A 23,600-nucleotide genomic window follows, 5' to 3' on the forward strand; every position below is an offset into this window, starting at 1 on the left:
CCTCGCCTCCGACCGGGTCGGCGCGGCCCCGTGCTCGTTAGGATGAACCCGCGCCCGTCGGTCCGGGCGCGGCATCCGGAGGGAGTGGGCCGTCATGGCAGACCAGAGGCACGCCCCGACGACCGGGGACGCGCCGACCCGGCGACGCGGCCAGGGCGAGCTGGAGGCACAGGTGCTCGCGGTGCTCCAGCAGGCGCCCGGCCCGGCGGCCGCGGGATGGGTCCAGGAACGCCTGGACGGCGACCTGGCGTACACCACGGTGATGACCATCCTGTCCCGGCTGCACGCCAAGAACGCCGTGACCCGGACCCGCTCCGGCCGCTCCTACCTGTGGCAGGCCTCCTCGGACGCCGCCGGGCTGGCCGCGCTGCGGATGCGCCGGATGCTCGACGGGGAGGCGGACCGGGACGCCGTCCTGGCCAGTTTCGTCAGCGCGCTGCTGCCGCACGACGAGGAACTGCTCCGGGCGCTGCTGGACGCCGCGTCCGCCGATCCGGCAGCGCCCGACCGTGAGAGCTGATCCGTGGGCCTCTTCGTCTTCCTCCCGCTCGTCCTGCCGCTCACCGCGGTCCCGATCGCGCGCCTGACCGAGCAGCACCTGCACCCGCGCGGCGCGACCCGGTTGATGACCGTGATCAGCGCCGTGATGGCGGTGTGCAGCGTGCTCTGCCTCGGCCTGATCGGCGTGGTGGGCACCGCGCAGATCCCGGGCAACCCGCTGCCGGACAGCTGGTCCGACCCGGAGGTGCGGGCCGCGCTGCCGTACCACGAGACGGTCGGCACGGCCGCGATGTGGCTGCTGGCCCTGGTGGGCTTCGCCTGCGCCCGGACGGTCGTCCGCCACCTGCGGGTGCGGACCCGGGCCCGGCGGGCGCTGAGCGGGCTGCCCGCCGGGCCGGGCGGGTCCGGTGACCTCGCGGTGCTGCCGGACCGCAGCCCGTACGCCTACGCGCTGCCCGGCTCGCCGGGCCGGGTGGTGGTCTCCACCGGGATGCTGGACGGCCTGGCCGCCGACGAACGCGAGGCGCTGCTCGCGCACGAGCGGGCGCACCTGCGCCACCGGCACCACCGGTACCTGCTGGCCACCCAGCTCGCCGCCTGCGTCAACCCGTTCCTGCGGCCCCTGCAGGACGCGGTGGCGTACAGCGCGGAGCGGTGGGCGGACGAGGACTCGGCGCAGGCCGTCGGGGACCGCCGGATCACCGCGCGGGCGGTGGCCCGGGCGGCCCTGGTCTCGCACGCCGCCCCGGCGCCCGGCTTCGCGGCCTTCGCCACCCCGGCCGCCGCGGCCGGTCCGGTGCCGCGGCGGGTCGCCGCCCTGCTCGGGCCGGTGCCGACCTCCCGCAACTGGCCGCCGGCCAAGACCCCGGCGGGCCTGGCGGCGATGGTCGCGGCGATCGGTACGGCGGCGTCGGCCCTGTGCGCGCTCAACGCCGCCATCGCCCTGCTGGTGGTGCTCAAGGCCGTCACCCCGCTGTAGTCCGCCGGGGCCGGAGCGCCGCGGCCAACTCGTCGAGGGCGGCCTCGGCGGCCGCCGGCGACTCGGCGGCGAGCGGCCGGAGGGCGTTCAGCGCCGGGATGTCCGCGGCCCTGGTGAGCTCGGCGGTGGCCACGTGGAGGTTCTCCGGCGGGGACCGTCGCCCGGAAGACCACGGTCCCCGGAAGACCACGGTCTTCGGCCGCCGGGCCCGCTACGGCGCGGTGGCGCTGGTGGACGGGGTGCCCGGCATCCTGATCGCCCCGGGCGGGCGGCTGCGGCTGGTGCTGCGGCTGGCGGTCGCCGACGGCCGGGTGGCCGGCTACGAGGTGGTGGCCGACCCGGCCCGGCTCGCCGCGCTCGAACTGGCCGTCCTGCCCGGATGAGCGCCGCCGGGGTGAGCACGGCGGGCCGGCCGGAGCCGGGTCAGTCGGCGATCCGGACCAGCATCTTGCCGGTGTTGGCGCCGCGCAGCATGCCGAGGAAGGCGTCCACCACCCGCTCGAAGCCGTCCACGACCGTCTCGTCGGGGACGACGGCGCCCGAGCGCAGGTGCGGGACCAGGAAGTCGTAGAGCTCCGGCCGGGCGTCGAGGTGGTCACGGACCAGGAAGCCCTCCAGCCGCAGGCTCTTCCCGACCACGTCGTAGAGGTTGCGCGGCGCGGCCGGCGGGTCCCCGAGGCGGTCGTACTGGGCGACCGCGCCGCACCAGGCGATCCGGCCGCGCTCGCGCAGGGCGCCGATGGCGGCCTCCAGGTGGTCGCCGCCGACGTTGTCCAGGTAGACGTGCAGCCCCTCGGGGGCGGCCTCGCGCAGGCGGTCCGCGATCGGGCCGTCGTGGTAGTCGAAGGCGGCGTCGAAGCCGAGCCGCTCGACGAGCCGGGCCGCCTTGGCGGCGGAGCCGGTGCTGCCGACGATCCGGCCGGCGCCGAGCAGCCGGGCGAGCTGTCCGGCGGCGGTACCGACGCCGCCGGCGGCCGCCGAGACGAAGAGCGTCTCGCCGGCCCTGAGCCGGGCGATCCTGGTAAGCGCCACCCAGGCGGACAGGCCGGTGCCACCGAGCACCGACAGGTGGGCGCTGAGCGGGACACCGGCGAGCTCCGGCAGCAGGCTCGCCCGCTCCACGGTGACCACCGAGTGGGTGCGCCACGCCTGGCGGTGCTGGACCAGCGCCCCGACCGGCAGGCCGTCGGCCCGGGACTCCACCACCCGGCCGAGGGTGCGTCCCTCCAGCGGGGCGTGCAGCTCCCACCCGCCCTCCTCCATCTCCTCGCGCATGTACGGGTCGACGGACTGGTAGAGGTTCTCGACCAGGGCCTCGCCCGCTGCGAGGGCCGGGACGGTCTCGTCGACGAAGGCGAAGTTCGCGGCGGTGGGCGCGCCGTCGGGGCGGGACACCAGGTGGACGGCGTGGACGGTGGGACGGGACATCGGGTGCTGCTCCAGGGGGCGGGTGACGGCGGGACGTGATCACCGTAGAAAGCGCGGGAGCGGCCGGGCAGAGGCTGCTGCCGATGGAACGGCGGCATCCATGAGCGGGATCGATGGATCGCCGGACGGCCGGGATAGGTTCGGGCGCATGACCGATCTCGCCCCGCACGAGCTGCGGACCCTGGTCGCCGTAGAGGAGGAGCGGAGCTTCACGGCGGCCGCCGCACGCCTGGGCACCACTCAGTCCGCCGTCTCGCACACCGTGCGCGCCTGCGAGCGGAAGCTCGGCACGGTGCTCTTCGACCGGGGACGCCACGGCGCACGCCCCACCGATGGCGGCGCGCGGGCGGTGGCGTACGCCCGCCGGATCCTGCGGCTGCTGGACGCGATGGGCCCCGAGGTCCGCGGCGCGGGAGCGGCCGGGCCGCTGACCGGCACGCTGCGGATCGCCGCCTTCCGCAGTGCCGCCGCCCATCTGCTGCCGTCCGTCCTGGCCCGGCTGGCCGAGCGGCACCCCGGGCTCGGCACCCGTGTCCGGATCGTCCGGGAGATCGGCCGCGGCACCGCCGGAGAGGTCGCCGACGGGCGCGCCGACCTGGGGCTGGCCACGCTCGACCCGGGCGGCCCGCCGGCCGTCCCCGGTCTGGTCGCGGTGCCGCTGTACGAGGAGTCGTACGCGCTCGCGCACCCGCTGGGCCACCCGGCGCCGCGCGAGCTCCCGCTGGTCGACTGGGACGAGAACTGCGGTTCGTACACCCGGGACTGGTGGCGGCGGCAGGACTGGATCCCGCCCGCGACGGTGGACGTGGAGGACGACACGGTGGCCCTCTCGCTGGTCGCCCAGGGCCTCGGCATGGCGATCATGCCCCGGACCGCCCTGCTGGGCGCTCCGGCCGCCCTCGCCGTCACCGACCTCGGGCCGCGGCCGCCGAGCCGCTCCGTCGGGTACGTCACCACGCCCGAGCTCGCCGGGACGGCCGCCGTCCGGGCACTGATCCGCGAGCTGCGCGAACTGCCCCTGCCGGAAGGGCTGTCGGCGGCCCGGCCCCCGGCCGGTCAGGCCTCGACGGCTCAGCCGTCAGCGGCTCGGGCCGCCGGGGCTCGGCTGTCCGGGGTTCAGCCGTCGACGGCCTCGCGGAGCCTTCGGAACTCCTCGGCCAGCCCGTCCAGGGTGTAGTGGGCGTTGAGGCCGCTGGGGTTCGGCAGCACCCACACCTCGGTGTCCCCGATGCCCTCCGGCTGCCGCCCGAGCACGGCCCGGCGCTGCCCGAAGGCCGTCCGGTAGGCGCCGATGCCGAGCACGGCGAGGACGCGCGGGCGCAGCCGCAGCACCCGTTCGCGCAGTGCGGCGCCGCCCTCGCGCAGCTCCTCGGCGGTCAGTTCGTCCGCCTTGGCGGTGGTGCGCGGGGCGACGTTGGTGATGCCCAGGCCGAGTGCGAGCAACTCCTGCTGCTCGTCCGGGCGGTACTGGCGCGGGGTGAAGCCGGAGCGGTGCAGGGCGGGCCAGAAGCGGTTGCCCGGGCGGGCGAAGTGGTGCCCGGTGGCGCCGGACCACAGGCCCGGGTTGATGCCGCAGAACAGCACCCGCAGCCCGGGCCCGGAGACGTCCGGGATGGTGCCGTCCTTGGCGGCCAGCAGCTGCTCGGCGGTGGGTTTCATCGGTGCGCTCGGGGTCACCCGGCCAAGTCTGCCCTGCCCTTGGCCGTGCTCTCCGTCGCGGCCGGGGCCGACGTCGGATCCGAAACCGCAGCCGGATCCGAAGCCACAGCCGGATCGGAAACCGCAGCCGGGGCCGAAGCCACAGCCGGGGCCGAAGCCGCAGTGGCCGCCCGGCGGTTGTGCAGCCGGCGCAGGCCGAACACCACCACGGCCGCGTAGGCCCAGCCGACGAAGACGTCGATGATGAAGTGCTCCGCGCCGTAGACCAGGGTGAAGGTCATCGCGAGCGGGTAGGCGACCAGCACCGCCCGCAGCCAGCGCTTGGCGGTGGGCCAGAAGAAGAACAGCAGCATCGCCGGGTAGGCGGAGTGCAGCGAGGGCATCGCCGCGACGTCGTTGGCGAACTGACTGCCGTTCTCCAGCAGCGAGTCGGCCTGCGGCAGCCCGCTCACCGAGATCACCTCCCAGACCACCCGGGACAGGTGCGGCAGGTTGCCCTCCTGGGAGACCAGCCACGGCGGGTCGGCCGGGTAGAGGAGGTAGGTGGCGAAGCCCGCGAAGGTGAGCGTCAGGTAGGCGGCGAGCAGCTGCCGGAAGCGGTGGTGGGCGCGCCGCCAGAGCACCGCGAGCAGCAGGAAGACGACGAAGAAGTGCGAGAGGTAGACGGCCACCGCGGCGTAGTCGTACCAGTGTGGCGAGCCGGAGGTGTAGAGGGCGTGCTGGAGCCGGACGGTCCAGGTCTCGCCGAAGCCGAGCACCTCGTCGAAGCGCAGCTGCGGCAGCCAGTGCGGGGCCCACGGGGTGTGCGCGCCGTAGCCGCGCAGCAGCGAGTACGTCCACACCACGGCCATGACCGGGACCCAGTCGCGCAGGACCAGGAGGAAGCCGCGGGGGCCGTGCCCGCTGTGCACGGCGGCGGTCAGCAGGGCGGCGATCAGCCAGAGGAACAGCACGTCGTTGGCCGCGGGGATGCCCTCGGTGCGCAGGAACCAGAGGAAGCACGTCAGGTAGAGCGGCCAGGCGAGCCACCGGAGTCTCGACCAGCCCGTCACGCGTGGACGGGGCGGAGGCACCGGGCGCGGCTGCCCGGCCCGCACGTCGTACGGGGCCGGGGGGAGGGTCTTGGTCATGCGCACCGAAACTAGCAACCCAAACTTGGAGGTCTCTGGGTGAAATATGACCGGTTCGTAAGGACGTCCGATCCGGTCGACACCCGGTTCGACGGGCGGTCCGACAGATGGTTCGACAGGCGGTTCGACGGGCGGTCGGGCGCCCGGTCCGAAACCCGGTCGGACACGGTCGGGAATGGTCAGAGATGGTCGGGGGCGGTCAGGCCACGATGGCCAACTCGTGCGGGGTGTTGTTGAAGCGGCGCCCGCCCGACGGGGTGACGGTGACGATGTCCTCGATCCGCACCCCGAACCGGCCGGGCAGGTAGATCCCGGGCTCGATCGAGAAGCACATGCCGGGCACCAGCGGCCGCTCCTCGCCCTCGACCAGGTACGGAGGCTCGTGCGTGGTGATGCCGATGCCGTGACCGGTGCGGTGGATGAAGTACTCGCCGTACCCGCCCTCGGTGATCACCCGGCGGGCGATCCGGTCGATCTCCTGGCACGGCACCCCTGGGCGGACCGCCTCGAAGGCGGTCTGCTGGGCCGACCGGACCAGCTCGTGCACCTTCCGCACCTCGTCCGGGACGTCCGGGCCGACGTGCACCGTCCGGGTGGTGTCGGAGCCGTAGCCGTCCTTGAGGCCGCCGAAGTCCAGCACCACGGTGTCACCCGTACGGATGACCCGGTCACCGGCCTCGTGGTGCGGGTCGGCGCCGTTCGGGCCGGAGCCGACCACGGTGAAGTCGACCTGGCTGTGCCCGTACTGGACGAGCAGCGCGGCGAGGTCGCCGGCCACCTCGTTCTCCCGGCGGCCGACGAAGGGGACCTCCAGGATGCCCCGGTAGGCGGCGTCCGCGGCGCCGCCGGCCGCGGCCAGACGGTCCACCTCCTCGGCGTCCTTGACGGCGCGCAGCATCGGCAGGCTGTCGGTGAGCGAGCTGAAGGAGACGCCGGGCAGCGCGCCCTGGAAGCCGAGCAGGTGCAGCGCCCAGGTGTTGTCGGAGACGCCGTACCGCCCGGCCGGGTCGAGCAGCGGGCCCGCGGTGGCGAACGGGTCCTCGCCGTCGGACCAGTCGAGCAGCCGGACGGCCGGGGCGCCGACCGCCTTCTCGGCGTCCGGACGTTCCAACCTGGGGACCACCAGGGCGGGTTCGCGTCCGGCGGTGAGGACGAGGGCGGTCAGCCGCTCGGTGACCGCGGTGGGCGTGTAGCCGCACAGGTAGGCCAGGTCCGGGCCGGGGGCGACGACCAGGCCGGCCAGCCCGGCGGCGGTCGCCTCGGCGGTGGCCCGAGTCATCCGGGCGGTGTGGTCCTCGACGGTGAAGGGACGGGGCACGGCGGTTCCTCCTCGGGGGCCGGACGGGCTCGGCGAGACGCCATCGGGTCGACTCCATCACTTCCGCGCCGAGTTGGCGAAGCCCTCGGGGAGGGACCGGCGCGATCCGGACGACGGGCCGGCCGCCCCTCGGCGGGCCGGAGCGGCCCCGGCGGCCGCGCCGGGGCCCGGCGGGGCGCGCCGCCGACCCGGCCGGGGGCGGGCGGGGGCAGGAGCACGAGGGCCGCGACGAGGCGGAGAAGGGCGGCGCGGGCCAGACTGCGGAGCGCCATGGTCGTGGCCGTCCGGTACGGCGGGGGCGTGTCCGTGGAATGCATGCGGTCCTCCTGCGTACGGTCCCGGCGTGAGCACCCGGCTGTACGGGAGACGGGGAGGGGCCGGTGGAGGCCGTACCGGGCCAGTCCATCCGGGTGTCGCGGCCACCGCATGCCGCAGGCGTCCGAGCGGGTGACCGGCGGCGCGACCGGAGAGGCGGCCTGAGCCGTCATGCGGCCTCGCGGTCTGCTCTACGGTCTCCGACCGGGCACGGAATCATAAATTCGGGGCCGACTGTCGGTGCGGTGGGACACCATGTCCGCCATGTCCTACGAACTCCAGGCGCTCATTGGAACATTGGAGCTGTTGACGGTGGCGTCGGCGGAGGTTCCGGCGGCCAGGGTGGTGCCGTTGGCACAGGGGCTGGCACTGCTCCCCGTCACCCCCGCGGTCCTCGCCGCGCTCCAGGGGGACGGCACCGCGCGCAAGCGCGCCGGTGGGGCCGGGTTCGGTTGGCACTCGGACGGCTTCGAGCTCCGGCTGGCCGCCTGGTCGAAGGCCGGCCCGATCGCCTGCGTCGAGGCGGACTACTTCGGCGGCAGCGGCACCCAGCGCGCCGCCGTCTGGGTGGACGGCGTGGTCGCCCTCGGCCCGCTCACCATCGGCGAGTTCGAGGCGTCCCCGGCCGAGGGCACCCCGATCTCCCGCGCCCTCAGGCGGCTCGGCGCGCACACCGAGGAGGGCCGGGTGGACGAGTTCGAGTCGGTCGGCCTGGGCCGGCACCGCACCACCGGCGGCTGGGCGGAGCCGACCGCCTGACCCGCCCCCGCCCGCCCGCCTGCCGGGACCGCCCCGGTCGCGCGAACGGCCCCGCTCCCGAACCCGGGAGCGGGGCCGCGCCGTCGTCCGTCGGACCGGCCGACCGGAGGGTCAGCGGTAGTTCACGAACTGGATCGCGAAGTCCAGGTCCTTGCCCTTGAGCAGGGCCTGCACGGCCTGGAGGTCGTCGCGGCTCTTCGAGCTGACGCGCAGCTCGTCGCCCTGGACCTGCGCCTTGACGCCCTTCGGGCCCTCGTCACGGATGATCTTCGCGACCTTCTTCGCGTCCTCCGTGGTGATGCCCTCCTTGACGTTGGCGAAGATCTTGTACTCCTTGCCGGAGAGCTGGGGCTCGTTGGCGTCCAGAGCCTTCAGCGACAGGCCGCGCTTGACGAACTTGGTCTGGAGGATGTCGAGGACGGCGCGCACGCGCTCCTCGCCGTTCGCCTTCATCTCGATCTTCTCGCCGGAGCGGCTGATCTCGGCGCCCACGTTCTTGAAGTCGAAGCGCGTCGCGATCTCGCGGGAGGTCTGGTTGATCGCGTTGTCGACCTCCTGCCACTCGACCTTCGAGACGATGTCGAAACTGGAGTCGGCCATGGGTATAGGTCTCCTTGATGCTCTGGTCTTCACTGGCACGAGTGCCCCGCCGGGGTGCCCGCAGGCCCAGCCTATCCAGCGCCACACCGGCCCCGCCCGTAGCAGGCGCCCGAGACTCCTTGATCATCGTGTGATCTGGCGAGTGGCGGAACACCCCCCTGCATCGGGTATGGTTTACCAAGTCGAACGGGGCGAACGCCCCGGGAAACGAAAAATCCTGGCTGGTTGCCCGAGCGGCCAAAGGGAGCAGACTGTAAATCTGTCGCGCAAGCTACGCAGGTTCGAACCCTGCACCAGCCACAGGATAGAGAACAGCCCCCGATCTGCGGAAACGCGGATCGGGGGCTGTTCTGTGTGTTCGGGGCGGGCTCGGGCGGGCTCGGGGTGGGCTTGGTCCGGAGTCGGGGCGGCGGGCCGACTTATTGCACATTGCTTGCAATTACGGGTTGCAGGCAGCAGAGTGGTGCCCGGGGGTGGGAGTCCTTCGACAGAGCTGATCGTCTTCCCAGCCGGCGACCGCCGGGACAACGGCTCGCCCCACCCCCGCCAACAGCCACCGGACGGGGCCGACGCGGCGTGACGGCCCCGTCAAGAGCGTGTCAAGGCCGCTCGTGGCGGCGTCAGGAACGCGTACGGGCCCCGGGGCGGTGGGCGCGCGGACCGCAGGATCGGACCAACTACCGACTGCGGAGGTCCCGTCCGATGTCCAGCGCCACCACCACCCCGGCAGCCACGGCCGAACCCGCGCCGCCTGATACCGGCGCGGGCGACGAGCGGCACCGGCTCAGCGCGCTCGGCGGGCTGGCCGCGCTCTCGCTGGACGCCATGGCCTCGGTCGCGTACGGGCCGGAGTCGATCGTGCTGGTGCTGGCCGCCGCCGGGGCTTACGGGCTGGGCTTCACGCTGCCGGTCACGGCGGCGATCGCGGTGCTGCTGGCGGTGCTGGTCGCCTCCTACCGGCAGGTGATCGCGGCGTTCCCGGACGGTGGCGGCTCCTACGCGGTGGCCAAGGCGCACCTGGGCCGCCGGACCGCGCTGACCGCGGCCGCCTCGCTGGTCGTCGACTACGTCCTGAACGTCGCGGTCTCGGTCACCGCCGGCGTCGCCGCGCTCACCTCGGCCGTCCCGAGCCTGTACGACGACCGCGTCTGGCTCTGTCTGGGCGTGCTGGCGCTGGTCACCGCGGTGAACCTGCGCGGGATCGCCGAGTCGGCGCGCTGGTTCATGGCGCCGACGGCCGTCTTCGTGCTCTCCATCCTGGCGATCGTCGTGGTCGGCCTGTTCCGGGACGCCCCGGTCAGCACCGCGGCCGCTGCCGGGCACACCTCGGCCCTCGCCCAGAACGCCACCGCCGTCGGTGCGCTGCTGCTGCTCAGGGCCTTCGCGGCCGGCTGTTCCGCGCTGACCGGCGTGGAGGCGGTGGCCAACGCCGTCCCCTCCTTCCGCACCCCGCGGGTCAAGCGCGCGCAGCACACCGAGGTCGCGCTCGGCGCCCTGCTCGGCGTGATGCTGGTCGGGCTGGCGGTGCTGATCGGCCGCTTCCACCTCCAGCCGGTCGAGGGCGTCACGGTGCTCGCCCAGCTCGCCGACGCCTCGCTCGGCCACGGGTTCGGCTTCTACGTCGTCCAGTTCGCCACCGTGGTGCTGCTCGGGCTCGCCGCCAACACCTCCTTCGGCGGGCTGCCGGTGCTGCTCGACCTGCTCGCCCGGGACAACCACCTGCCGCACCTGTTCGCGCTGCGCGCCGACCGCCAGGTGTACCGGTACGGGGTGCTGTTCCTGGCCGCGGTCTCGGCGGCGCTGCTGGTCGGCTCCGGCGGGGACGTCAACAGCCTGGTGCCGCTGTTCTCGATCGGCGTGTTCGTCGGCTTCACCGTCTGCCAGGTCGGCATGGTCCGGCACTGGCTGCTGCACCGGCCGTCCGGCTGGCGGTGGAAGGCCGCGCTGAACGGCTTCGGCGCGCTGCTCACCGGCGTCGCGGCGCTGGTCGTCACCGGCACCAAGTTCACCGAGGGCGCCTGGGGCATCGTGCTGGCCCTGCCGCTGCTGGTGGTGCTGTTCGAGGCGGTCCACCGCAGCTACGGGCGGATCGGCGAGCGGCTGGAGCTGGGCCGGGTGCCAGGCCCGGTGACCAGGCAGCGCAGTCTGGTCGTCGTCCCGGTGACCGCGATCACCCGGCTGACCAGGGACGGCCTGTCGGCGGCGCTCTCGCTCGGCGACGAGGTCATGGCGGTGACCGTGGTGCACGAGCCGGCCGTCGCGGAGGCACTGCGCCGGGACTGGGAGCTGTGGCGGCCGGGCGTGCCGCTGGTGGAGGTCCCGGACGTCCACCGACGGCTGGGCCGGCCGATCGCGGACTTCGTCAACGAGCTGGGGGCGGAGCACGTCTACGACCGGCTGACCGTGCTGATCCCCGAGGTGGAGCCGGCCCGCTGGTGGCAGCGGGCGCTCCAGAACCGGCGCGGCGCCGTGATCGACCGCGCCCTGCGGCGGCACACCGACGCGGTGGTCTGCCGGCTGCGCATGCGGATGTGACCGGGGACGGGGGACCGGGAACGGGGGAACGGGGACTGGGGACCGGGGACGGGGGACCGGGGACGGGGGAACGGGGACGGGGGAACGGGGAGCGGGGGCGGCCCCGGACGGCAGCCTGCCGTCCGGGGCCCGCCGTTTTCCGCTCCCGAGCCGGCCCGAGCCGGCCCGCGCGGGCCCCGGCCACGTCTCGGCCCGATCACGACGGTCTCGGTCCGGTGAAGCGCCCGTCAACGTCGCGTCAACGTCGCGCTATCACCCGTATGGAGGGCGTCAGGGCCCCATAACGCGCCCCTGACGGCTGGTTTGCTGCATCTGCCGGTCTTCCGCCGGTGCCGCGCGAGCCCCTCCGGCCCAGGTCGCGGCATCTCCCGAACCACTCTGGTGGAGCCCATGTCCGATCTCATCTACGTCGGTGTCACGGTCGCCGTGTTCGCCGTCATCGCCCTGATCGCGCGGGGGGTGGAGAAGCTGTGAGTGAGCGCAGCGAACGAACCATCGGAGGGCGCGTGTTGCGCCAGGCGCCCAGCGAGCGCAGCGAGGTGGCCGCATGAGTGCCGAGAACATCGCTGGTCTGGTCGTGGCCGTCGCGCTCGTCGGCTATCTCGTCGTGGCGCTGATCTTCCCGGAGAAGTTCTGACATGGGATCCACTCTCGCGGGCTGGCTGCAGGTGCTCGCCCTCGTCGGCGCGCTGGCCCTGTGCTACCGCCCCCTCGGCGACTACATCGCCAAGCTCCTCACCTCCGCCAGGCACCTCAGAGTCGAGCGCGGCATCTACAAGTTGATCGGCGTCGACGGCGACGCCGATCAGCGGTGGCCGGTGTACCTCCGCTCGGTGCTGGCCTTCTCGGCCGTCTCCGTCCTCTTCCTCTACGGTCTGATCCGCCTCCAGGGCTACCTGCTGCTGAGCCTGGGCGTTCCCCAGATGGAGGGCCACCAGGCCTGGAACACCGCCATCTCGTTCGTCGCCAACACCAACTGGCAGTCCTACGCGGGCGAGTCCGCGATGGGCCAGGTGGCGCAGATGGCGGGTCTGGCCGTGCAGAACTTCGTCTCCGCGGCCGTCGGCATCGCCGTCGTCGCCGCGTTGGTCCGGGGCTTCACCCGGAACAGGACGGACCGGGTCGGCAACTTCTGGGTGGACCTCACCCGGATCAACCTGCGGCTGCTGCTGCCGATCTCGATCGTCTTCGCCCTGGTCCTGGCCGCCAGCGGCGTGATCCAGAACTTCCACGGCTTCCACGAGGTCACCGGCCTCGCGGGTGAGGTCCAGAAGATCCCGGGCGGCCCGGTGGCCTCCCAGGAGGTCATCAAGCTGCTCGGCACCAACGGCGGCGGCTTCTTCAACGCCAACTCGGCGCACCCGTTCGAGAACCCGACCGGCTTCACCAACCTGGTCGAGGTCTTCCTGATCCTGGTGATCCCGTTCGCGCTGCCGCGGACCTTCGGCCGGATGGTGGGGGACGACCGCCAGGGCTACGCGATCGTCGCCGTGATGGGCCTGTTCTGGATCGCCTCGACGGCCCTGCTGACCTTCGCCGAGGCGCAGCACCAGGGCAGCGCCCTGCAGGCCGCGGGCGCCGCGATGGAGGGCAAGGAGCAGCGCTTCGGCATCGCCGCCAGCTCGCTGTTCGCCGCCTCGACCACGCTGACCTCGACCGGTGCGGTGAACTCCTTCCACGACTCGTACACGCCGTTCGGCGGCGGGCTGACGGTCTTCGACATGATGCTGGGCGAGATCGCGCCCGGCGGTGTGGGCTCCGGCCTGTACGGCATGCTGGTGCTGGCGGTCGTCGCGGTGTTCGTCGCCGGCCTGATGGTCGGCCGCACCCCCGAGTACCTGGGCAAGAAGCTCGGCGGCCGGGAGATGAAGTTCGCCTCGCTGTACATCCTCACCACGCCGACGATCGTGCTGGTCGGCACGGGCGTGGCGATGGCCCTGCCGGGCGAGCGTGCCGGGATGCTCAACTCGGGCGCCCACGGCTTCTCCGAGGTGCTGTACGCCTTCACCTCGGCCTCCAACAACAACGGCTCGGCCTTCGGCGGCATCACCGTCAACACCGACTGGTACGACACCGCGCTCGGCCTGGCGATGATCTTCGGTCGGCTGCTGCCGATCGTCTTCGTCCTCGCGCTGGCCGGTTCGCTCGCCCAGCAGCAGCCGGTCCCGGCCACCCCGGGCACCCTGCCCACCCACAAGCCGCTGTTCGTGGGCCTGCTGTCGGGCGTGATCCTGATCGTCGTCGGCCTCACCTACTTCCCGGCCCTGGCTCTCGGGCCGATCGCGGAAGGTCTGTCCTCCTGATGTCCACCTCCACGCTCAACCCCGCACCGGCCGACCAGGCGGAGGCCGCCGCGCCGCACAGAGTGGCGAGCGGCCTGCTCGACCCGAAGCTGATCGTCGCGTCCCTGCCGGACGCGGTGAAGAAGCTCGACCCCCGGGTGATGATCAAGAACCCGGTGATGTTCGTGGTCGAGGTCGGCTCGGTGGTCACCACCGTCGCCGCGATCGCCGACCCGTCCGTGTTCGCCTGGGTCATCACCGTCTGGCTGTGGCTCACCACGGTCTTCGCCAACCTGGCCGAGGCCGTGGCCGAGGGCCGCGGCAAGGCGCAGGCCGACACGCTGCGCAAGACCAAGAGCGACACCATGGCCCGCCGGCTCACCGACTGGCCGGCCACCGGTGCCGAGGAGGAGGTGCCCGGCACCGCGCTGAGGCTCGGCGACCACGTGGTGGTCGAGGCCGGCCAGGTCATCCCCGGCGACGGCGACGTGGTCGAGGGCGTCGCGAGCGTCGACGAGTCGGCGATCACGGGTGAGTCCGCGCCCGTCATCCGTGAGTCGGGCGGCGACCGCAGCGCCGTCACCGGCGGCACCAAGGTGCTGTCCGACCGGATCGTGGTGAGGATCTCCTCCGAGCCCGGCAAGACCTTCATCGACCGGATGATCGCCCTGGTCGAGGGCGCCGCCCGGCAGAAGACGCCGAACGAGATCGCGCTCAACATCCTGCTGGCCTCGCTGACCGTCGTCTTCCTGGTCGCGGTCGTCACGCTCCAGCCGATGGCCACCTACGCGGGTGCTCCGCAGACGATGATCGTCCTGGTCGCCCTGATCGTGGCGCTCATCCCGACCACCATCGGCGCGTTGCTCTCCGCGATCGGCATCGCCGGCATGGACCGCCTGGTGCAGCGCAACGTGCTGGCGATGTCCGGCCGCGCCGTCGAGGCCGCCGGCGACGTCAACACGCTGCTGCTCGACAAGACCGGCACCATCACCCTGGGCAACCGCCAGGCCGCCGAGTTCCTGGCCGCCCCGGGCGTGTCCACCGAGGACCTGGCCGGCGCGGCGCAGCTGTCCTCGCTCGCGGACGAGACCCCGGAGGGCCGCTCGATCGTGGTCCTCGCGAAGACCGGGTACGGCCTGCGGGCCCGCGCCCAGGGCGAGCTGACGCACGCCACGTGGGTCCCGTTCACCGCCCAGACCCGGATGTCGGGCGTGGACCTCGACGAGGCCGGAGGAGTCCACCAGGTCCGCAAGGGCGCGGCCGGCGCGGTCTCCAACTGGGTCACCGAGAACGGCGGTTCGGTCGGAGCCGAGGTCTCCACCCTGGTCGACGGGATATCCGCGGCCGGCGGCACCCCGCTGGTCGTCGCCGAGCGGATCGGCGCCGGGCCCGCCCGCGTCCTCGGGGTCATCCACCTCAAGGACGTCGTCAAGGAGGGCATGCGGGAGCGCTTCGACGAGCTCCGCCGGATGGGCATCAAGACCGTCATGATCACGGGCGACAACCCGCTGACCGCCAGGGCGATCGCGGAGGAGGCCGGCGTGGACGACTTCCTCGCCGAGGCCACGCCCGAGGACAAGATGGCCCTGATCAAGAAGGAGCAGGAGGGCGGCAAGCTGGTCGCGATGACCGGCGACGGCACCAACGACGCCCCCGCCCTCGCCCAGGCCGACGTCGGCGTCGCGATGAACACCGGGACCATGGCGGCCAAGGAGGCCGGCAACATGGTCGACCTGGACTCCAACCCCACCAAGCTGATCGAGATCGTGGAGATCGGCAAGCAGCTGCTGATCACCCGTGGCGCGCTGACCACCTTCTCGATCGCCAACGACGTGGCCAAGTACTTCGCGATCATCCCCGCGATGTTCGCCGGGGTCTACCCGGGCCTGAGCCACCTCAACATCATGGGCCTGCACAGCCCCCAGTCCGCGATCACCTCGGCGATCGTCTTCAACGCCCTGGTCATCATCGGCCTGATCCCGCTCGCCCTGCGCGGCGTGCGCTACCGCCCGTCCGACGCCAGCTCGCTGCTGCGCCGCAACATCGGGATCTACGGCTTCGGCGGCCTCGTGGTGCCGTTCGCCGGCATCAAACTGATCGACCTGATCGTCCAGTTCATCCCCGGCCTCAACTGACGCGGGGAAGGAGAGAAAACCATGTCCAAGCCCCTGCCGACGACCCTCCGCACCCACTTCACCGCGCTGCGCGCGCTGCTGGTGCTGACCGTGATCCTCGGGATCGCCTACCCGCTGCTGATCACCGGGATCTCCCAGGTCGCCTTCACCGACAAGGCGAACGGCTCGCCGGTGAAGACCGACGGCAAGGAGATCGGCTCCAGCCTGATCGGCCAGAGCTTCAACCTCCCGAAGAAGAACCCCGACGACCCGAACGAGGAGGCCCAGCCGGACCCGAAGTGGTTCCAGCCCCGCCCCTCCGCGGCCGGGACCGGCTACGACGCTTCCTCGTCCAGCGCCAGCAACCTCGGCCCGAACAGCGAGGACCTGCTGAAGGCCGTCAACGACCGCCGCGCCGCCGTCGCCTCCTTCGACGGCGTCGACCCGGCGAGCGTCCCGGCCGACGCGCTGACCGCCTCCGGCTCCGGCCTCGACCCGCACATCTCCGCCGCGTACGCCAAGGAGCAGGTCGACCGGGTCGCGAAGAACCGCGGCCTGCCGGTGGAGACGGTGGCCAAGCTGGTCGACGAGTACACCGAGAGCCGTTCGCTCGGCTTCCTCGGCAACGAGGGCGTCAACGTCGTGCTGCTCAACAAGGCGCTCAGCGAGCAGAAGTGACACCACCTCACACATACGGGTGACCGGGCCGGCCCGGGCACGGGAGCACGCCTCCCGGGCCCGGGCCGGCCGACCCGCGTCCGCAGACGTGCACCACCTCCCGATGGAAAGAGCAGTGCCCATGGCTCGCGACCTCACCCCCGGCACCGGCATCCGCGGCGGCCGACTGAGGGTGTACCTCGGCTCCGCGCCGGGGGTAGGCAAGACCTACCGCATGCTGGACGAGGCCCGGCGCAGACAGCAGCGCGGGGCCGATGTCGTGGTCGGGTACATCGAGTGCCACGGCAGACGGCACACCGAGGCCATGCTGGCCGGCCTGGAGGTCCTGCCGCGTGCCCGACGCTCCTACCGGGACGCCGAGTTCGAGGAGATGGACCTCGACGGCGTGCTCGCCCGCCGCCCGTCCGTCGTGCTCGTGGACGAGCTGGCGCACACCAACATCCCCGGCGGCCGGCACGCCAAGCGCTGGCAGGACGTCGAGGAACTGCTCGCCGCCGGGATCGACGTCGTCACCACCGTCAACATCCAGCACCTGGAGTCGCTGAACGACGTCGTCCGGAAGATCACCGGCATCCCGCAGCGCGAGACCGTCCCGGACGAGGTGGTCCGCCGGGCCGACCAGATCGAACTCGTCGACATGGCCCCCCAGGCGCTGCGCCGCCGGATGGCCCACGGCAACGTCTACAGGGCGGAGAAGGTGGACGCCGCGCTCTCCAACTACTTCCGGGTCGGCAACCTCACCGCCCTGCGCGAACTCGCCTTGCTCTGGGTGGCCGGGCGGGTGGACGAGGGCCTGCGCGACTACCGGGCCAGCCACAACATCGACCGGGTCTGGGAGGCCCGCGAGCGGGTCGTGGTCGCCCTCACCGGCGGCCCCGAGGGCGAGACCCTGATCCGCCGCGCCGCCCGGATCGCCGACCGCACGGCCGGCGGCGACCTGCTGGCCGTCCACGTCTCCCGCAGCGACGGCCTGGCCGGCGCCTCCTCCGGAGCGCTCGCCCAGCAGCGGCAGCTGGTGGAGACCCTCGGCGGCAGCTACCACGTGGTGGTCGGCGACGACGTCCCCACCGCGCTGCTCGCCTTCGCCCGCGCCCACGACGCCACCCAGCTGGTGCTCGGCACCAGCCGCCGCGGCCGGATCAACCGCTTCCTCACCGGCCCCGGCACCGGGCAGACCACCGTGGACGACTCCGAGGACATCGACGTCCACATGGTCACCCACGAGTTCACCGGCCGCGGCCGGCTGCCCTCGCTCGGCCGCCGCCACTCCCGGCGCCGCACCGTCGCCGGCTACCTGGCCGGCCTGGCGGTGCCCTGGCTGCTCACCGCCCTGCTCTCGCAGGCGCACCACAGCATCAACCTGACCACCGACGCGCTGATCTTCCAGCTCGGCGTGGTCATCGTCGCCCTGCTCGGCGGCGCGGTGTCGGCCCTGCTGGCCTCGTTCGTCGCCTCGGTGCTGCTCAACTACTACTTCATCCCGCCGATCCACAGCCTGACCATCGGCGAGACCAACAACATCGTCGCCCTGGTGGTCTTCGCCGCCATCGCGCTCACCGTCTCCACCGTGGTCGACCACGCCGGCCGGCTCACCAGCCGGGCCGCCCGCGCCACCGCCGAGGCCGAGACCCTCTCCACCCTGGCCGGCAGCGTGCTGCGCGGCGCCGACGCGCTGCCCGCCCTGCTGGAGAAGTCCCGGACGGCCTTCGGGATGCGGACCGTCGCGCTGCTCTCCCGGGCCGACGGCGAGGTGCTCGCGCACAGCGAGGGGGACCATCCGGGCGACGGCGACGGGCCGCACGAGACCACCGAGGTCCCGGTCGGCCGGGACGCCCTCCTGGTGCTCACCGGCCGCCGGCTGCCGGCTGCCGACCAGCGGGTGCTGACCGCCTTCGCCGCCCACGTCGGCGCCGCGCTCGAACGCGACCGGCTGGCGGTGGCCGCCGCCGAGGTCGAGCCGATCAAGGCCGCCGACCGGATGCGCACCGCCCTGCTCGCCGCCGTCAGCCACGACCTGCGCACCCCGCTGGCCGCCGCCCGGGCCTCGGTCGGCTCGCTGCGCAGCCCCGACGTCGAGTTCTCGCCCGAGGACCAGGCCGAACTCCTCGCCACCGCCGACGAGTCGCTGGTCAAGCTCACCCGGCTGGTCGACAACCTGCTCGACATGAGCCGCCTGCAGGCCGGCGCGCTCACCCTGCACCTCACCGAGACCCACCTGGACGAGATCCTGCCCCGGGCGCTCGACAGCCTCCCCGACCCGTACGCGCCGATCCAGCCGCTGGACCTGGACACGACCCCGCCGGTGCTCGCCGACCCGCCGCTGCTGGAGCGGGTGCTCGCCAACGTGATCACCAACGCGCTGCGGTACAACGCCCCCGGCGCGCCCGTCCTGGTCACCGGCAGCCACCACGCCGCCCAGGTCGAGATCCGGGTGATCGACCGCGGCCCCGGCATCGCCCCCGAGGACCGCGACCGGGTCTTCCTGCCCTTCCAGCGCCTCGGCGACACCGACAACACCACCGGCGTCGGCCTCGGACTCGCCCTCTCCCGCGGCCTCGCCGAGGCGATGGGCGGCAGCCTGGAGGTCGAGGACACCCCGGGCGGCGGCACCACCATGCTGCTCACCCTGCCCGCCGCCGACCCCACCATCGAGCGAAGCGAGGCGGACACGTGAGCGAGATCCTGGTCGTCGACGACGAGCCGGCCCTCCTGCGCACCCTGCGGATCAACCTCAGCGCCCGGCAGTACGCCGTCCGCACCGCGGCCACCGGCGGCGAGGCGCTCGACCGTGCCGCGCACAGCGCCCCGGACGCCGTCCTGCTCGACCTCGGCCTGCCCGACCTCGACGGGATGGACGTGCTGCGCGGCCTGCGCACCCACAGCGCGGTGCCGATCATCGTGCTCTCCGGCCGCACCGACGCGGCCGACAAGGTGGGCGCCCTGGACGCGGGCGCCGACGACTACCTCACCAAGCCGTTCCTGATGGACGAGCTGCTGGCCCGGCTGCGTGCCGTGCTGCGCCGGCCGCTGGGCGGCGTGCCGCTGAGCCGGCCGGTGATCGGCGACCACACCGTGGACCTCGCGGCCACCGCGGTGAACGGCCCGAACGGCCCGGTCCGGCTCACCCCGACCGAGTGGCGCATCCTGGCCCTGCTGCTCGCCAACCCCGGCCGGCTGGTGCCAGGCCGGCAGATCCTGCGCGAGGTGTGGGGTCCGGCCCAGGAGGGGCGCGGCAACTACCTGCGGGTCTACTTCGCCGGGCTGCGCCGCAAGTTGGAGCGCGACCCGGCCCGGCCGCGGCACCTGGTCACCGAGCCGGGGATCGGGTACCGCTACGTGCCGTGACGGGCCGACGCCGCGGCCTGCGTCAACGGCCCGTCAAGAGCGCCCCGGTGGGCGACAGGACGGCGTCAAGGCCGCTCGGGGGTGGTGCTCCGTGGGCGTAGTGTCGGTGTCGAACGAGCGGCCCTGCTCCGTGTGGGGGAGGCCTGGGGCCGCTTCGACAGCCGTCCCATGGACGGCCGGCAGGTGGGGGAGGGGCGCGCGACACCCGTCGCGCGCCCCCATCTGCCGTCGGGGCCGGTCCGCCCCGCTCAGCCCTCCCCGCCCCCGCACTGGCGGGGCAGCGCCAGCGCCACCGTGTCCGCGAACTCCCGGACCGCGCTGGTCCGGCTGACCACCCGGCCGCTGTGCACCACCAGCCGGCTGTGCCCGCCCGCGAGCGCCCCGGCCAGGCTGTCCCCGCGCACCGCCAGCAGCTCCGCCGGGAACCCGGCGTCCACCCGGACCGGCGCCAGTCCGAGCGCCGCCCGGGCCTGGTTCGCCACCGCGTCGTACGCCGCCTCCGGGTCCAACTCCCCACCGGCCGCCAGCAGATAGGCCGACTCCAGCGGATCCGCCCGGCCGACCGGGTTGGACGGGTCGCGCAGCGCCCCGCTGCCCGCTGCCAACGGCACCCGGGCCGCCGCCAACTCCCGTACCAGGCCCGGCCGCAGGCCTGCCGGCCGACCCTCCAGCCCGGTGCAGCAGCCGTTCTGCGGCAGGCAGACCACCCGCACCCCGCTGGTCGCCAGCACCGTCGACGCGCCGCGGGCCAGCGCCCCGCACGGGCCGAGCGTCACCCGTGGCCGCAGCGGCGCCAACGCACCGGCCATCCGGGCGAGTTGGGCGGCGTCGGCGGCGCTGGCGTGCAGGTCCACCGAGCAGTCGGCCTCGCGGGCCGCCTCCAGCAGCAGCTGCACGTAGCCGGAGGGGTCCGGGTCCAGCTCCGGGCAGCCGCCGGCCGCCGTGGCGCCCAGCTTGAGCGCCTCGCGCAGCTGCGCGCGGCCGTCCGCGCCGGCCCGCCCGGTGAGCAGCCGTGGCATCGCCACCGCCTGGAGCTCGGCCAGCCCGCTCAGCGCCTGCCGGGCGGTGAGCACGGCCTCCAGCCGGCGCAGTCCGTGTACGTCGCCGATCCGGACGTGGGTGCGCTGGGCGGTGGCGCCGTAGCCGAGGGAGGTCAGCGCGGCCTCGGTGATCCGCCGGGTGAGGTCGGCCGGGGTGTCCGGCGGCGGAGTGGGCAGGGCGGCGGAGAAGGCGGCGTCGTAGTGGGCGTGCGCCTCGGCGGGGGCCGGGAGCAGCAGGTATCCGCGAAGGTCGATCCGGGCGCCGGTGGTGACGGTGGGGGCGCCGGGCAGGGCGGGCAGCGGGCCGAGGCTGCCGACGGTGCCGACCGCCTGGATGCGGTCGCCGCTGATCCGGACGTCCACCACCCGCCCGTCGGCGAGTCGGGCGCCGGTGAGCAGCAGGACCGGGCCGTGCCCGAGCGGGTTGGCCGCCGGGCCGGGCCAGGGCTGCGGCCCGTCGGCGGCTGCGCTGTCCATCGCCGGCTCCTTCTCGGGCCGGCCCGTGCGGTCGGCCCCGTACGGCTGGCCCGTACCGCCGGCCAGTCCTCCCGATCAATGAGCGACGAGCCTATGGGCCCGGGAGGCGGGTCGCCGGGAGGCGGGCAATAGTCGTATCGGGTCGGGCCGTGGGGCTCGCGGGCCGATCGAACGCCCGCCCTTGGATCGTCCGTCCGTACCCGTCGCCCACCTGCGGTCTTCGCCGCGGGATACGGATTTCACCTCCGGCCGCGAAACGTGTAATCTCTTCCTCGTTCGCCCCTATAGCTCAGTCGGTAGAGCGTCTCCATGGTAAGGAGAAGGTCTGCGGTTCGATTCCGCATGGGGGCTCGGGTGAGAAGCAGTCAGCTCCGGCTGTGCTGCGGATCACTGTGGCGGTGTAGCTCAGTTGGTAGAGCAAGCGGCTCATAATCGCTGTGTCACCGGTTCAAGTCCGGTCACCGCTACCCCGCGTAGTCGGTCGGGAGATCGCACTCCCGGTCGGCTACTCTTGTTGTGTTCTTATTCGTTGTCCAAGGAAGGCACTCCCGTGGCTGCCACCGACGTCCGCCCGAAGATCACGCTGGCCTGCGTGGAGTGCAAGGAGCGGAACTACATCACCAAGAAGAACCGGCGTAACGACCCGGACCGTCTTGAGATGAAGAAGCACTGCCCCCGCTGCAACTCGCACACCGCGCACCGCGAGACCCGCTGACCCTCCCGTAGGGCGCCGGGCCTGTGTGAATTCAGGTCTTCTACTCCGGGCCGCATCCCTCACTGGGGGGTGCGGCCCGGAGTTTTTTCGTATCCATCCGCGTTCCGAGGAGCTGCCATGGCGCTCGACCCCTCCTTCATCGGGCGTAGTTACCCGCCCACCGAGCCGTACGAGGTCGGCCGGGAGAAGATCCGCGAGTTCGCGACCGCGATCGGGGACGCCAACCCGGCGTACGCCGACCCTGAGGCGGCGAAGGCGCTGGGTCACTCCGACGTCATCGCCCCGCCGACCTTCCCCTTCGTGGTCACCTACCGGGCGGCCGCCCAGGTGATCGAGGACCCGGAGCTGGGTCTGGACTTCAGCCGGGTGGTGCACGGCGACCAGAAGTTCGTCTACACCCGCCCGGTGCGGGCCGGTGACCGGCTGTCGGTCGCGGTGACCATCGACAACATCAAGTCGCTGGCGGGCAACGACGTGCTCACCGTGTGCGGCGAGGTGACGGACGCGACCGGCGAGCACGTTGTGACGTCGGTCATGACCCTGGTGGCCCGGGCCGCCGACGAGGCGGGGGAGTGAGCGCGATGGCGATCAGCTACGACGAGGTCGAGGTCGGCACCGAGCTGCCGGCGCAGTCCTTCCCGGTGACCCGCGACACACTGGTGCGCTACGCGGGCGCCTCGGGCGACTTCAACCCGATCCACTGGAACGAGAAGTTCGCCCTGGAGGTCGGCCTGCCGGACGTCATCGCGCACGGCATGTTCACCATGGCCGAGGCGATCCGGGTGGTCACCGACTGGGTCGGCGACCCGGCCGCGGTGGTCGAGTACGGCGTGCGCTTCACCCGGCCGGTGCCGGTGCCGAACGACGGGGTCGGCGCGGTGGTCGAGGTCTCGGCCAAGGTCGCCAAGAAGCTGGACGACCGCAGGGTGCAGGTCGACCTGCTGGCCACCACGGGCGGCCAGAAGGTGCTCGGCATGTCCCGGGCCGTCGTCCGGCTCGGCTGAGCCGCTTCCGCGCGCCGGCGGCCGCGGCCGGAGTGCCCGCACCGGGGGCTCCGGCCGCGGCCGCGGGCCTTGCCTGGCTAGTGATTGGCCACTAACTTGTGACCCATGGCGAAGTCGAGCATCCGGATGAGTGCGGAGGAGCGGCGCGAGAGCGTCGTCCGCGCCGCCCTGATCGAGTTCGCCCGGGGCGGTTACCACGGCACCTCCACCGAGGCGATCGCCCGCCGGGTGGGCGTCTCGCAGCCGTACCTGTTCCGGCTGTTCCCGGGCAAGCAGGCGATCTTCGCCGCGGCCGCCGAACGCTGCGTCGAGGAGACCTGGCGGGTGTTCGACGAGGCCTCGGCCGGGCTGACCGGCTCGGAGGCCGCCGACGCGATATCCGGCGCGTACATGGGCCTGGTCGAGGACAGCGACCAGCTCATGATGCAGATGCAGATCTACGTCTCGGTCTTCGCGGCCCGCTCGGCCGGCGAGGAGGAGATCGGGGAGACCGCCCGGCGGCTCTGGGAGAGCCTGTTCGAGCGGGTCAGGATGCGGATCGGCGGGGACATGAGGGACGCCACGCGGTTCTTCGCGCACGGGATGCTGATCAACACCCTGGTGGCGCTGGGCTATCCGCAGGACCACCGGATCTGGACCGGCTTCGACGAGTGCAAGGACCCGGAGTAGCGTCCGGGCGGCCGCGCGGTGCGTCCGGGCGGCCTTTTTTCGACCCATGAAA

Annotated in this window: 23 protein-coding genes and 3 tRNA genes; 19 read left to right on the forward strand and 7 right to left on the reverse strand. The window is 73.2% G+C overall.

Annotation, left to right across the window (positions count from 1 at the left end):
- The first annotated feature begins 94 nt into the window (after nt 1-94).
- Together ACZ5OX_RS09615 and ACZ5OX_RS09620 are read left to right on the forward strand one after the other, a co-directional pair.
- A complete protein-coding gene (locus ACZ5OX_RS09615) occupies nt 95-520 on the forward strand; it encodes a BlaI/MecI/CopY family transcriptional regulator (protein WP_449788130.1) in 426 nt (141 codons plus the stop codon).
- Between the two features lie 3 nt (nt 521-523).
- Nucleotides 524-1,480 (forward strand): M48 family metalloprotease, encoded by a 957-nt coding sequence (locus ACZ5OX_RS09620; protein WP_465629420.1) that lies wholly within the window; start codon nt 524-526, stop codon nt 1,478-1,480.
- Here ACZ5OX_RS09620 and ACZ5OX_RS09625 read toward each other — a convergent pair.
- Nucleotides 1,467-1,613, reverse strand: coding sequence for a hypothetical protein (locus ACZ5OX_RS09625; RefSeq protein WP_465629421.1), 147 nt, complete (start codon nt 1,611-1,613; stop codon nt 1,467-1,469). The two genes, ACZ5OX_RS09620 and ACZ5OX_RS09625, sit on opposite strands and share 14 nt — an antisense overlap.
- Here ACZ5OX_RS09625 and ACZ5OX_RS09630 point away from each other — a divergent pair.
- Nucleotides 1,606-1,863 carry a hypothetical protein gene (locus ACZ5OX_RS09630; RefSeq protein ID WP_465629422.1) on the forward strand — a complete coding sequence of 86 codons (258 nt, stop codon included), beginning with the start codon at nt 1,606-1,608 and terminating at the stop codon, nt 1,861-1,863. The two genes, ACZ5OX_RS09625 and ACZ5OX_RS09630, sit on opposite strands and share 8 nt — an antisense overlap.
- A 40-nt stretch (nt 1,864-1,903) precedes the next feature.
- On the opposite strand, the gene ACZ5OX_RS09635 is transcribed toward ACZ5OX_RS09630, so the two are convergent.
- A complete protein-coding gene (locus tag ACZ5OX_RS09635; RefSeq protein ID WP_465629423.1) occupies nt 1,904-2,908 on the reverse strand; it encodes an NADP-dependent oxidoreductase in 1,005 nt (334 codons plus the stop codon).
- A gap of 148 nt (nt 2,909-3,056) precedes the next feature.
- On the opposite strand from ACZ5OX_RS09635, the gene ACZ5OX_RS09640 reads away from it, so the two are divergent.
- Complete coding sequence (locus tag ACZ5OX_RS09640; protein WP_465629424.1) at nt 3,057-4,085, forward strand: LysR family transcriptional regulator; 1,029 nt, start codon at nt 3,057-3,059, stop codon at nt 4,083-4,085.
- On the opposite strand, the gene mug is transcribed toward ACZ5OX_RS09640, so the two are convergent.
- The 3 genes from mug to ACZ5OX_RS09655 all read right to left on the reverse strand — a co-directional run bounded on the left by mug (nt 4,025) and on the right by ACZ5OX_RS09655 (nt 6,976).
- Nucleotides 4,025-4,567, reverse strand: a complete 543-nt coding sequence (gene mug / locus ACZ5OX_RS09645) for a G/U mismatch-specific DNA glycosylase (protein WP_449788296.1) — start codon at nt 4,565-4,567, stop codon at nt 4,025-4,027. The genes ACZ5OX_RS09640 and mug overlap by 61 nt on opposite strands.
- A 14-nt stretch (nt 4,568-4,581) precedes the next feature.
- The gene (locus ACZ5OX_RS09650; RefSeq protein ID WP_465629425.1) at nt 4,582-5,697 is read right to left on the reverse strand and encodes a phosphatase PAP2 family protein; all 1,116 of its coding nucleotides are present in this window, start codon (nt 5,695-5,697) and stop codon (nt 4,582-4,584) included.
- A 199-nt stretch (nt 5,698-5,896) separates the two neighbouring features.
- The gene (locus ACZ5OX_RS09655; RefSeq protein ID WP_465629620.1) at nt 5,897-6,976 is read right to left on the reverse strand and encodes a M24 family metallopeptidase; all 1,080 of its coding nucleotides are present in this window, start codon (nt 6,974-6,976) and stop codon (nt 5,897-5,899) included.
- 618 nt (nt 6,977-7,594) lie between these two features.
- Here ACZ5OX_RS09655 and ACZ5OX_RS09660 point away from each other — a divergent pair.
- Complete coding sequence (locus tag ACZ5OX_RS09660; protein ID WP_465629426.1) at nt 7,595-8,089, forward strand: hypothetical protein; 495 nt, start codon at nt 7,595-7,597, stop codon at nt 8,087-8,089.
- A gap of 111 nt (nt 8,090-8,200) precedes the next feature.
- Here ACZ5OX_RS09660 and ACZ5OX_RS09665 read toward each other — a convergent pair whose 3' ends face one another.
- The gene (locus ACZ5OX_RS09665; protein WP_355262984.1) at nt 8,201-8,689 is read right to left on the reverse strand and encodes a YajQ family cyclic di-GMP-binding protein; all 489 of its coding nucleotides are present in this window, start codon (nt 8,687-8,689) and stop codon (nt 8,201-8,203) included.
- Nucleotides 8,690-8,908: 219 nt separating this feature from the next.
- Here ACZ5OX_RS09665 and ACZ5OX_RS09670 point away from each other — a divergent pair.
- The 8 genes from ACZ5OX_RS09670 (at nt 8,909) to ACZ5OX_RS09705 (ending at nt 19,643) form a co-directional block, all read left to right on the forward strand.
- Nucleotides 8,909-8,989: transfer RNA gene (locus tag ACZ5OX_RS09670), tRNA-Tyr, on the forward strand.
- A gap of 402 nt (nt 8,990-9,391) precedes the next feature.
- A complete protein-coding gene (locus ACZ5OX_RS09675; protein ID WP_465629427.1) occupies nt 9,392-11,224 on the forward strand; it encodes an APC family permease in 1,833 nt (610 codons plus the stop codon).
- Nucleotides 11,225-11,771: 547 nt separating this feature from the next.
- Nucleotides 11,772-11,861, forward strand: a complete 90-nt coding sequence (gene kdpF / locus ACZ5OX_RS09680) for a K(+)-transporting ATPase subunit F (RefSeq protein WP_045693083.1) — start codon at nt 11,772-11,774, stop codon at nt 11,859-11,861.
- Between the two features lies 1 nt (nt 11,862).
- The gene (kdpA, locus tag ACZ5OX_RS09685) at nt 11,863-13,527 is read left to right on the forward strand and encodes a potassium-transporting ATPase subunit KdpA (RefSeq protein ID WP_465629428.1); all 1,665 of its coding nucleotides are present in this window, start codon (nt 11,863-11,865) and stop codon (nt 13,525-13,527) included.
- Nucleotides 13,527-15,641: a potassium-transporting ATPase subunit KdpB gene (gene kdpB / locus ACZ5OX_RS09690; protein ID WP_465629429.1), complete on the forward strand. Its 2,115-nt coding sequence runs from the start codon at nt 13,527-13,529 to the stop codon at nt 15,639-15,641. The genes kdpA and kdpB overlap by 1 nt, the downstream gene beginning before the upstream one ends.
- A 21-nt stretch (nt 15,642-15,662) precedes the next feature.
- Nucleotides 15,663-16,298 carry a potassium-transporting ATPase subunit KdpC gene (kdpC, locus tag ACZ5OX_RS09695; protein WP_465629430.1) on the forward strand — a complete coding sequence of 212 codons (636 nt, stop codon included), beginning with the start codon at nt 15,663-15,665 and terminating at the stop codon, nt 16,296-16,298.
- A gap of 121 nt (nt 16,299-16,419) precedes the next feature.
- Nucleotides 16,420-18,972, forward strand: a complete 2,553-nt coding sequence (locus ACZ5OX_RS09700) for an ATP-binding protein (RefSeq protein ID WP_465629431.1) — start codon at nt 16,420-16,422, stop codon at nt 18,970-18,972.
- Complete coding sequence (locus ACZ5OX_RS09705) at nt 18,969-19,643, forward strand: response regulator (RefSeq protein WP_392914359.1); 675 nt, start codon at nt 18,969-18,971, stop codon at nt 19,641-19,643. Before ACZ5OX_RS09700 ends, ACZ5OX_RS09705 begins: the two co-directional genes overlap by 4 nt.
- A 248-nt stretch (nt 19,644-19,891) precedes the next feature.
- Here the strand turns inward: ACZ5OX_RS09705 and ACZ5OX_RS09710 are convergent, their stop codons facing one another.
- Nucleotides 19,892-21,160: an amidohydrolase family protein gene (locus ACZ5OX_RS09710; RefSeq protein WP_465629432.1), complete on the reverse strand. Its 1,269-nt coding sequence runs from the start codon at nt 21,158-21,160 to the stop codon at nt 19,892-19,894.
- Between the two features lie 278 nt (nt 21,161-21,438).
- On the opposite strand from ACZ5OX_RS09710, the gene ACZ5OX_RS09715 reads away from it, so the two are divergent.
- The 6 genes from ACZ5OX_RS09715 to ACZ5OX_RS09740 all read left to right on the forward strand — a co-directional run bounded on the left by ACZ5OX_RS09715 (nt 21,439) and on the right by ACZ5OX_RS09740 (nt 23,548).
- Nucleotides 21,439-21,511, forward strand: a tRNA-Thr gene (locus ACZ5OX_RS09715).
- Nucleotides 21,512-21,554: 43 nt separating this feature from the next.
- Nucleotides 21,555-21,627 (forward strand) — tRNA-Met (locus ACZ5OX_RS09720).
- Between the two features lie 83 nt (nt 21,628-21,710).
- Nucleotides 21,711-21,875 (forward strand): 50S ribosomal protein L33, encoded by a 165-nt coding sequence (gene rpmG / locus ACZ5OX_RS09725; protein WP_006604855.1) that lies wholly within the window; start codon nt 21,711-21,713, stop codon nt 21,873-21,875.
- A gap of 117 nt (nt 21,876-21,992) precedes the next feature.
- The gene (locus tag ACZ5OX_RS09730; protein ID WP_465629433.1) at nt 21,993-22,451 is read left to right on the forward strand and encodes an FAS1-like dehydratase domain-containing protein; all 459 of its coding nucleotides are present in this window, start codon (nt 21,993-21,995) and stop codon (nt 22,449-22,451) included.
- 5 nt (nt 22,452-22,456) lie between these two features.
- Nucleotides 22,457-22,879: a MaoC family dehydratase gene (locus ACZ5OX_RS09735; protein WP_097237453.1), complete on the forward strand. Its 423-nt coding sequence runs from the start codon at nt 22,457-22,459 to the stop codon at nt 22,877-22,879.
- A gap of 105 nt (nt 22,880-22,984) precedes the next feature.
- Nucleotides 22,985-23,548: a TetR/AcrR family transcriptional regulator gene (locus ACZ5OX_RS09740; protein WP_465629434.1), complete on the forward strand. Its 564-nt coding sequence runs from the start codon at nt 22,985-22,987 to the stop codon at nt 23,546-23,548.
- Nucleotides 23,549-23,600: the final 52 nt, after the last annotated feature.

The organism is Kitasatospora sp. NPDC032121 (assembly GCF_055580145.1).

What these genes read in the sequence shown, in the direction of transcription:
- ACZ5OX_RS09710 (WP_465629432.1), bottom strand. Translation starts at nt 21,160, where the DNA reads ATGGACAGCGCAGCCGCCGACGGGCCGCAGCCCTGGCCCGGCCCGGCG.
- kdpF (WP_045693083.1), top strand. Translation starts at nt 11,772, where the DNA reads ATGAGTGCCGAGAACATCGCTGGTCTGGTCGTGGCCGTCGCGCTCGTC.
- kdpC (WP_465629430.1), top strand. Translation starts at nt 15,663, where the DNA reads ATGTCCAAGCCCCTGCCGACGACCCTCCGCACCCACTTCACCGCGCTG.
- ACZ5OX_RS09665 (WP_355262984.1), bottom strand. Translation starts at nt 8,689, where the DNA reads ATGGCCGACTCCAGTTTCGACATCGTCTCGAAGGTCGAGTGGCAGGAG.
- mug (WP_449788296.1), bottom strand. Translation starts at nt 4,567, where the DNA reads ATGAAACCCACCGCCGAGCAGCTGCTGGCCGCCAAGGACGGCACCATC.
- ACZ5OX_RS09700 (WP_465629431.1), top strand. Translation starts at nt 16,420, where the DNA reads ATGGCTCGCGACCTCACCCCCGGCACCGGCATCCGCGGCGGCCGACTG.
- ACZ5OX_RS09730 (WP_465629433.1), top strand. Translation starts at nt 21,993, where the DNA reads ATGGCGCTCGACCCCTCCTTCATCGGGCGTAGTTACCCGCCCACCGAG.
- ACZ5OX_RS09640 (WP_465629424.1), top strand. Translation starts at nt 3,057, where the DNA reads ATGACCGATCTCGCCCCGCACGAGCTGCGGACCCTGGTCGCCGTAGAG.
- ACZ5OX_RS09660 (WP_465629426.1), top strand. Translation starts at nt 7,595, where the DNA reads ATGTCCTACGAACTCCAGGCGCTCATTGGAACATTGGAGCTGTTGACG.
- ACZ5OX_RS09735 (WP_097237453.1), top strand. Translation starts at nt 22,457, where the DNA reads ATGGCGATCAGCTACGACGAGGTCGAGGTCGGCACCGAGCTGCCGGCG.
- ACZ5OX_RS09675 (WP_465629427.1), top strand. Translation starts at nt 9,392, where the DNA reads ATGTCCAGCGCCACCACCACCCCGGCAGCCACGGCCGAACCCGCGCCG.
- ACZ5OX_RS09740 (WP_465629434.1), top strand. Translation starts at nt 22,985, where the DNA reads ATGGCGAAGTCGAGCATCCGGATGAGTGCGGAGGAGCGGCGCGAGAGC.
- ACZ5OX_RS09615 (WP_449788130.1), top strand. Translation starts at nt 95, where the DNA reads ATGGCAGACCAGAGGCACGCCCCGACGACCGGGGACGCGCCGACCCGG.
- ACZ5OX_RS09650 (WP_465629425.1), bottom strand. Translation starts at nt 5,697, where the DNA reads ATGACCAAGACCCTCCCCCCGGCCCCGTACGACGTGCGGGCCGGGCAG.
- kdpB (WP_465629429.1), top strand. Translation starts at nt 13,527, where the DNA reads ATGTCCACCTCCACGCTCAACCCCGCACCGGCCGACCAGGCGGAGGCC.
- ACZ5OX_RS09655 (WP_465629620.1), bottom strand. Translation starts at nt 6,976, where the DNA reads ATGACTCGGGCCACCGCCGAGGCGACCGCCGCCGGGCTGGCCGGCCTG.
- ACZ5OX_RS09635 (WP_465629423.1), bottom strand. Translation starts at nt 2,908, where the DNA reads ATGTCCCGTCCCACCGTCCACGCCGTCCACCTGGTGTCCCGCCCCGAC.
- kdpA (WP_465629428.1), top strand. Translation starts at nt 11,863, where the DNA reads ATGGGATCCACTCTCGCGGGCTGGCTGCAGGTGCTCGCCCTCGTCGGC.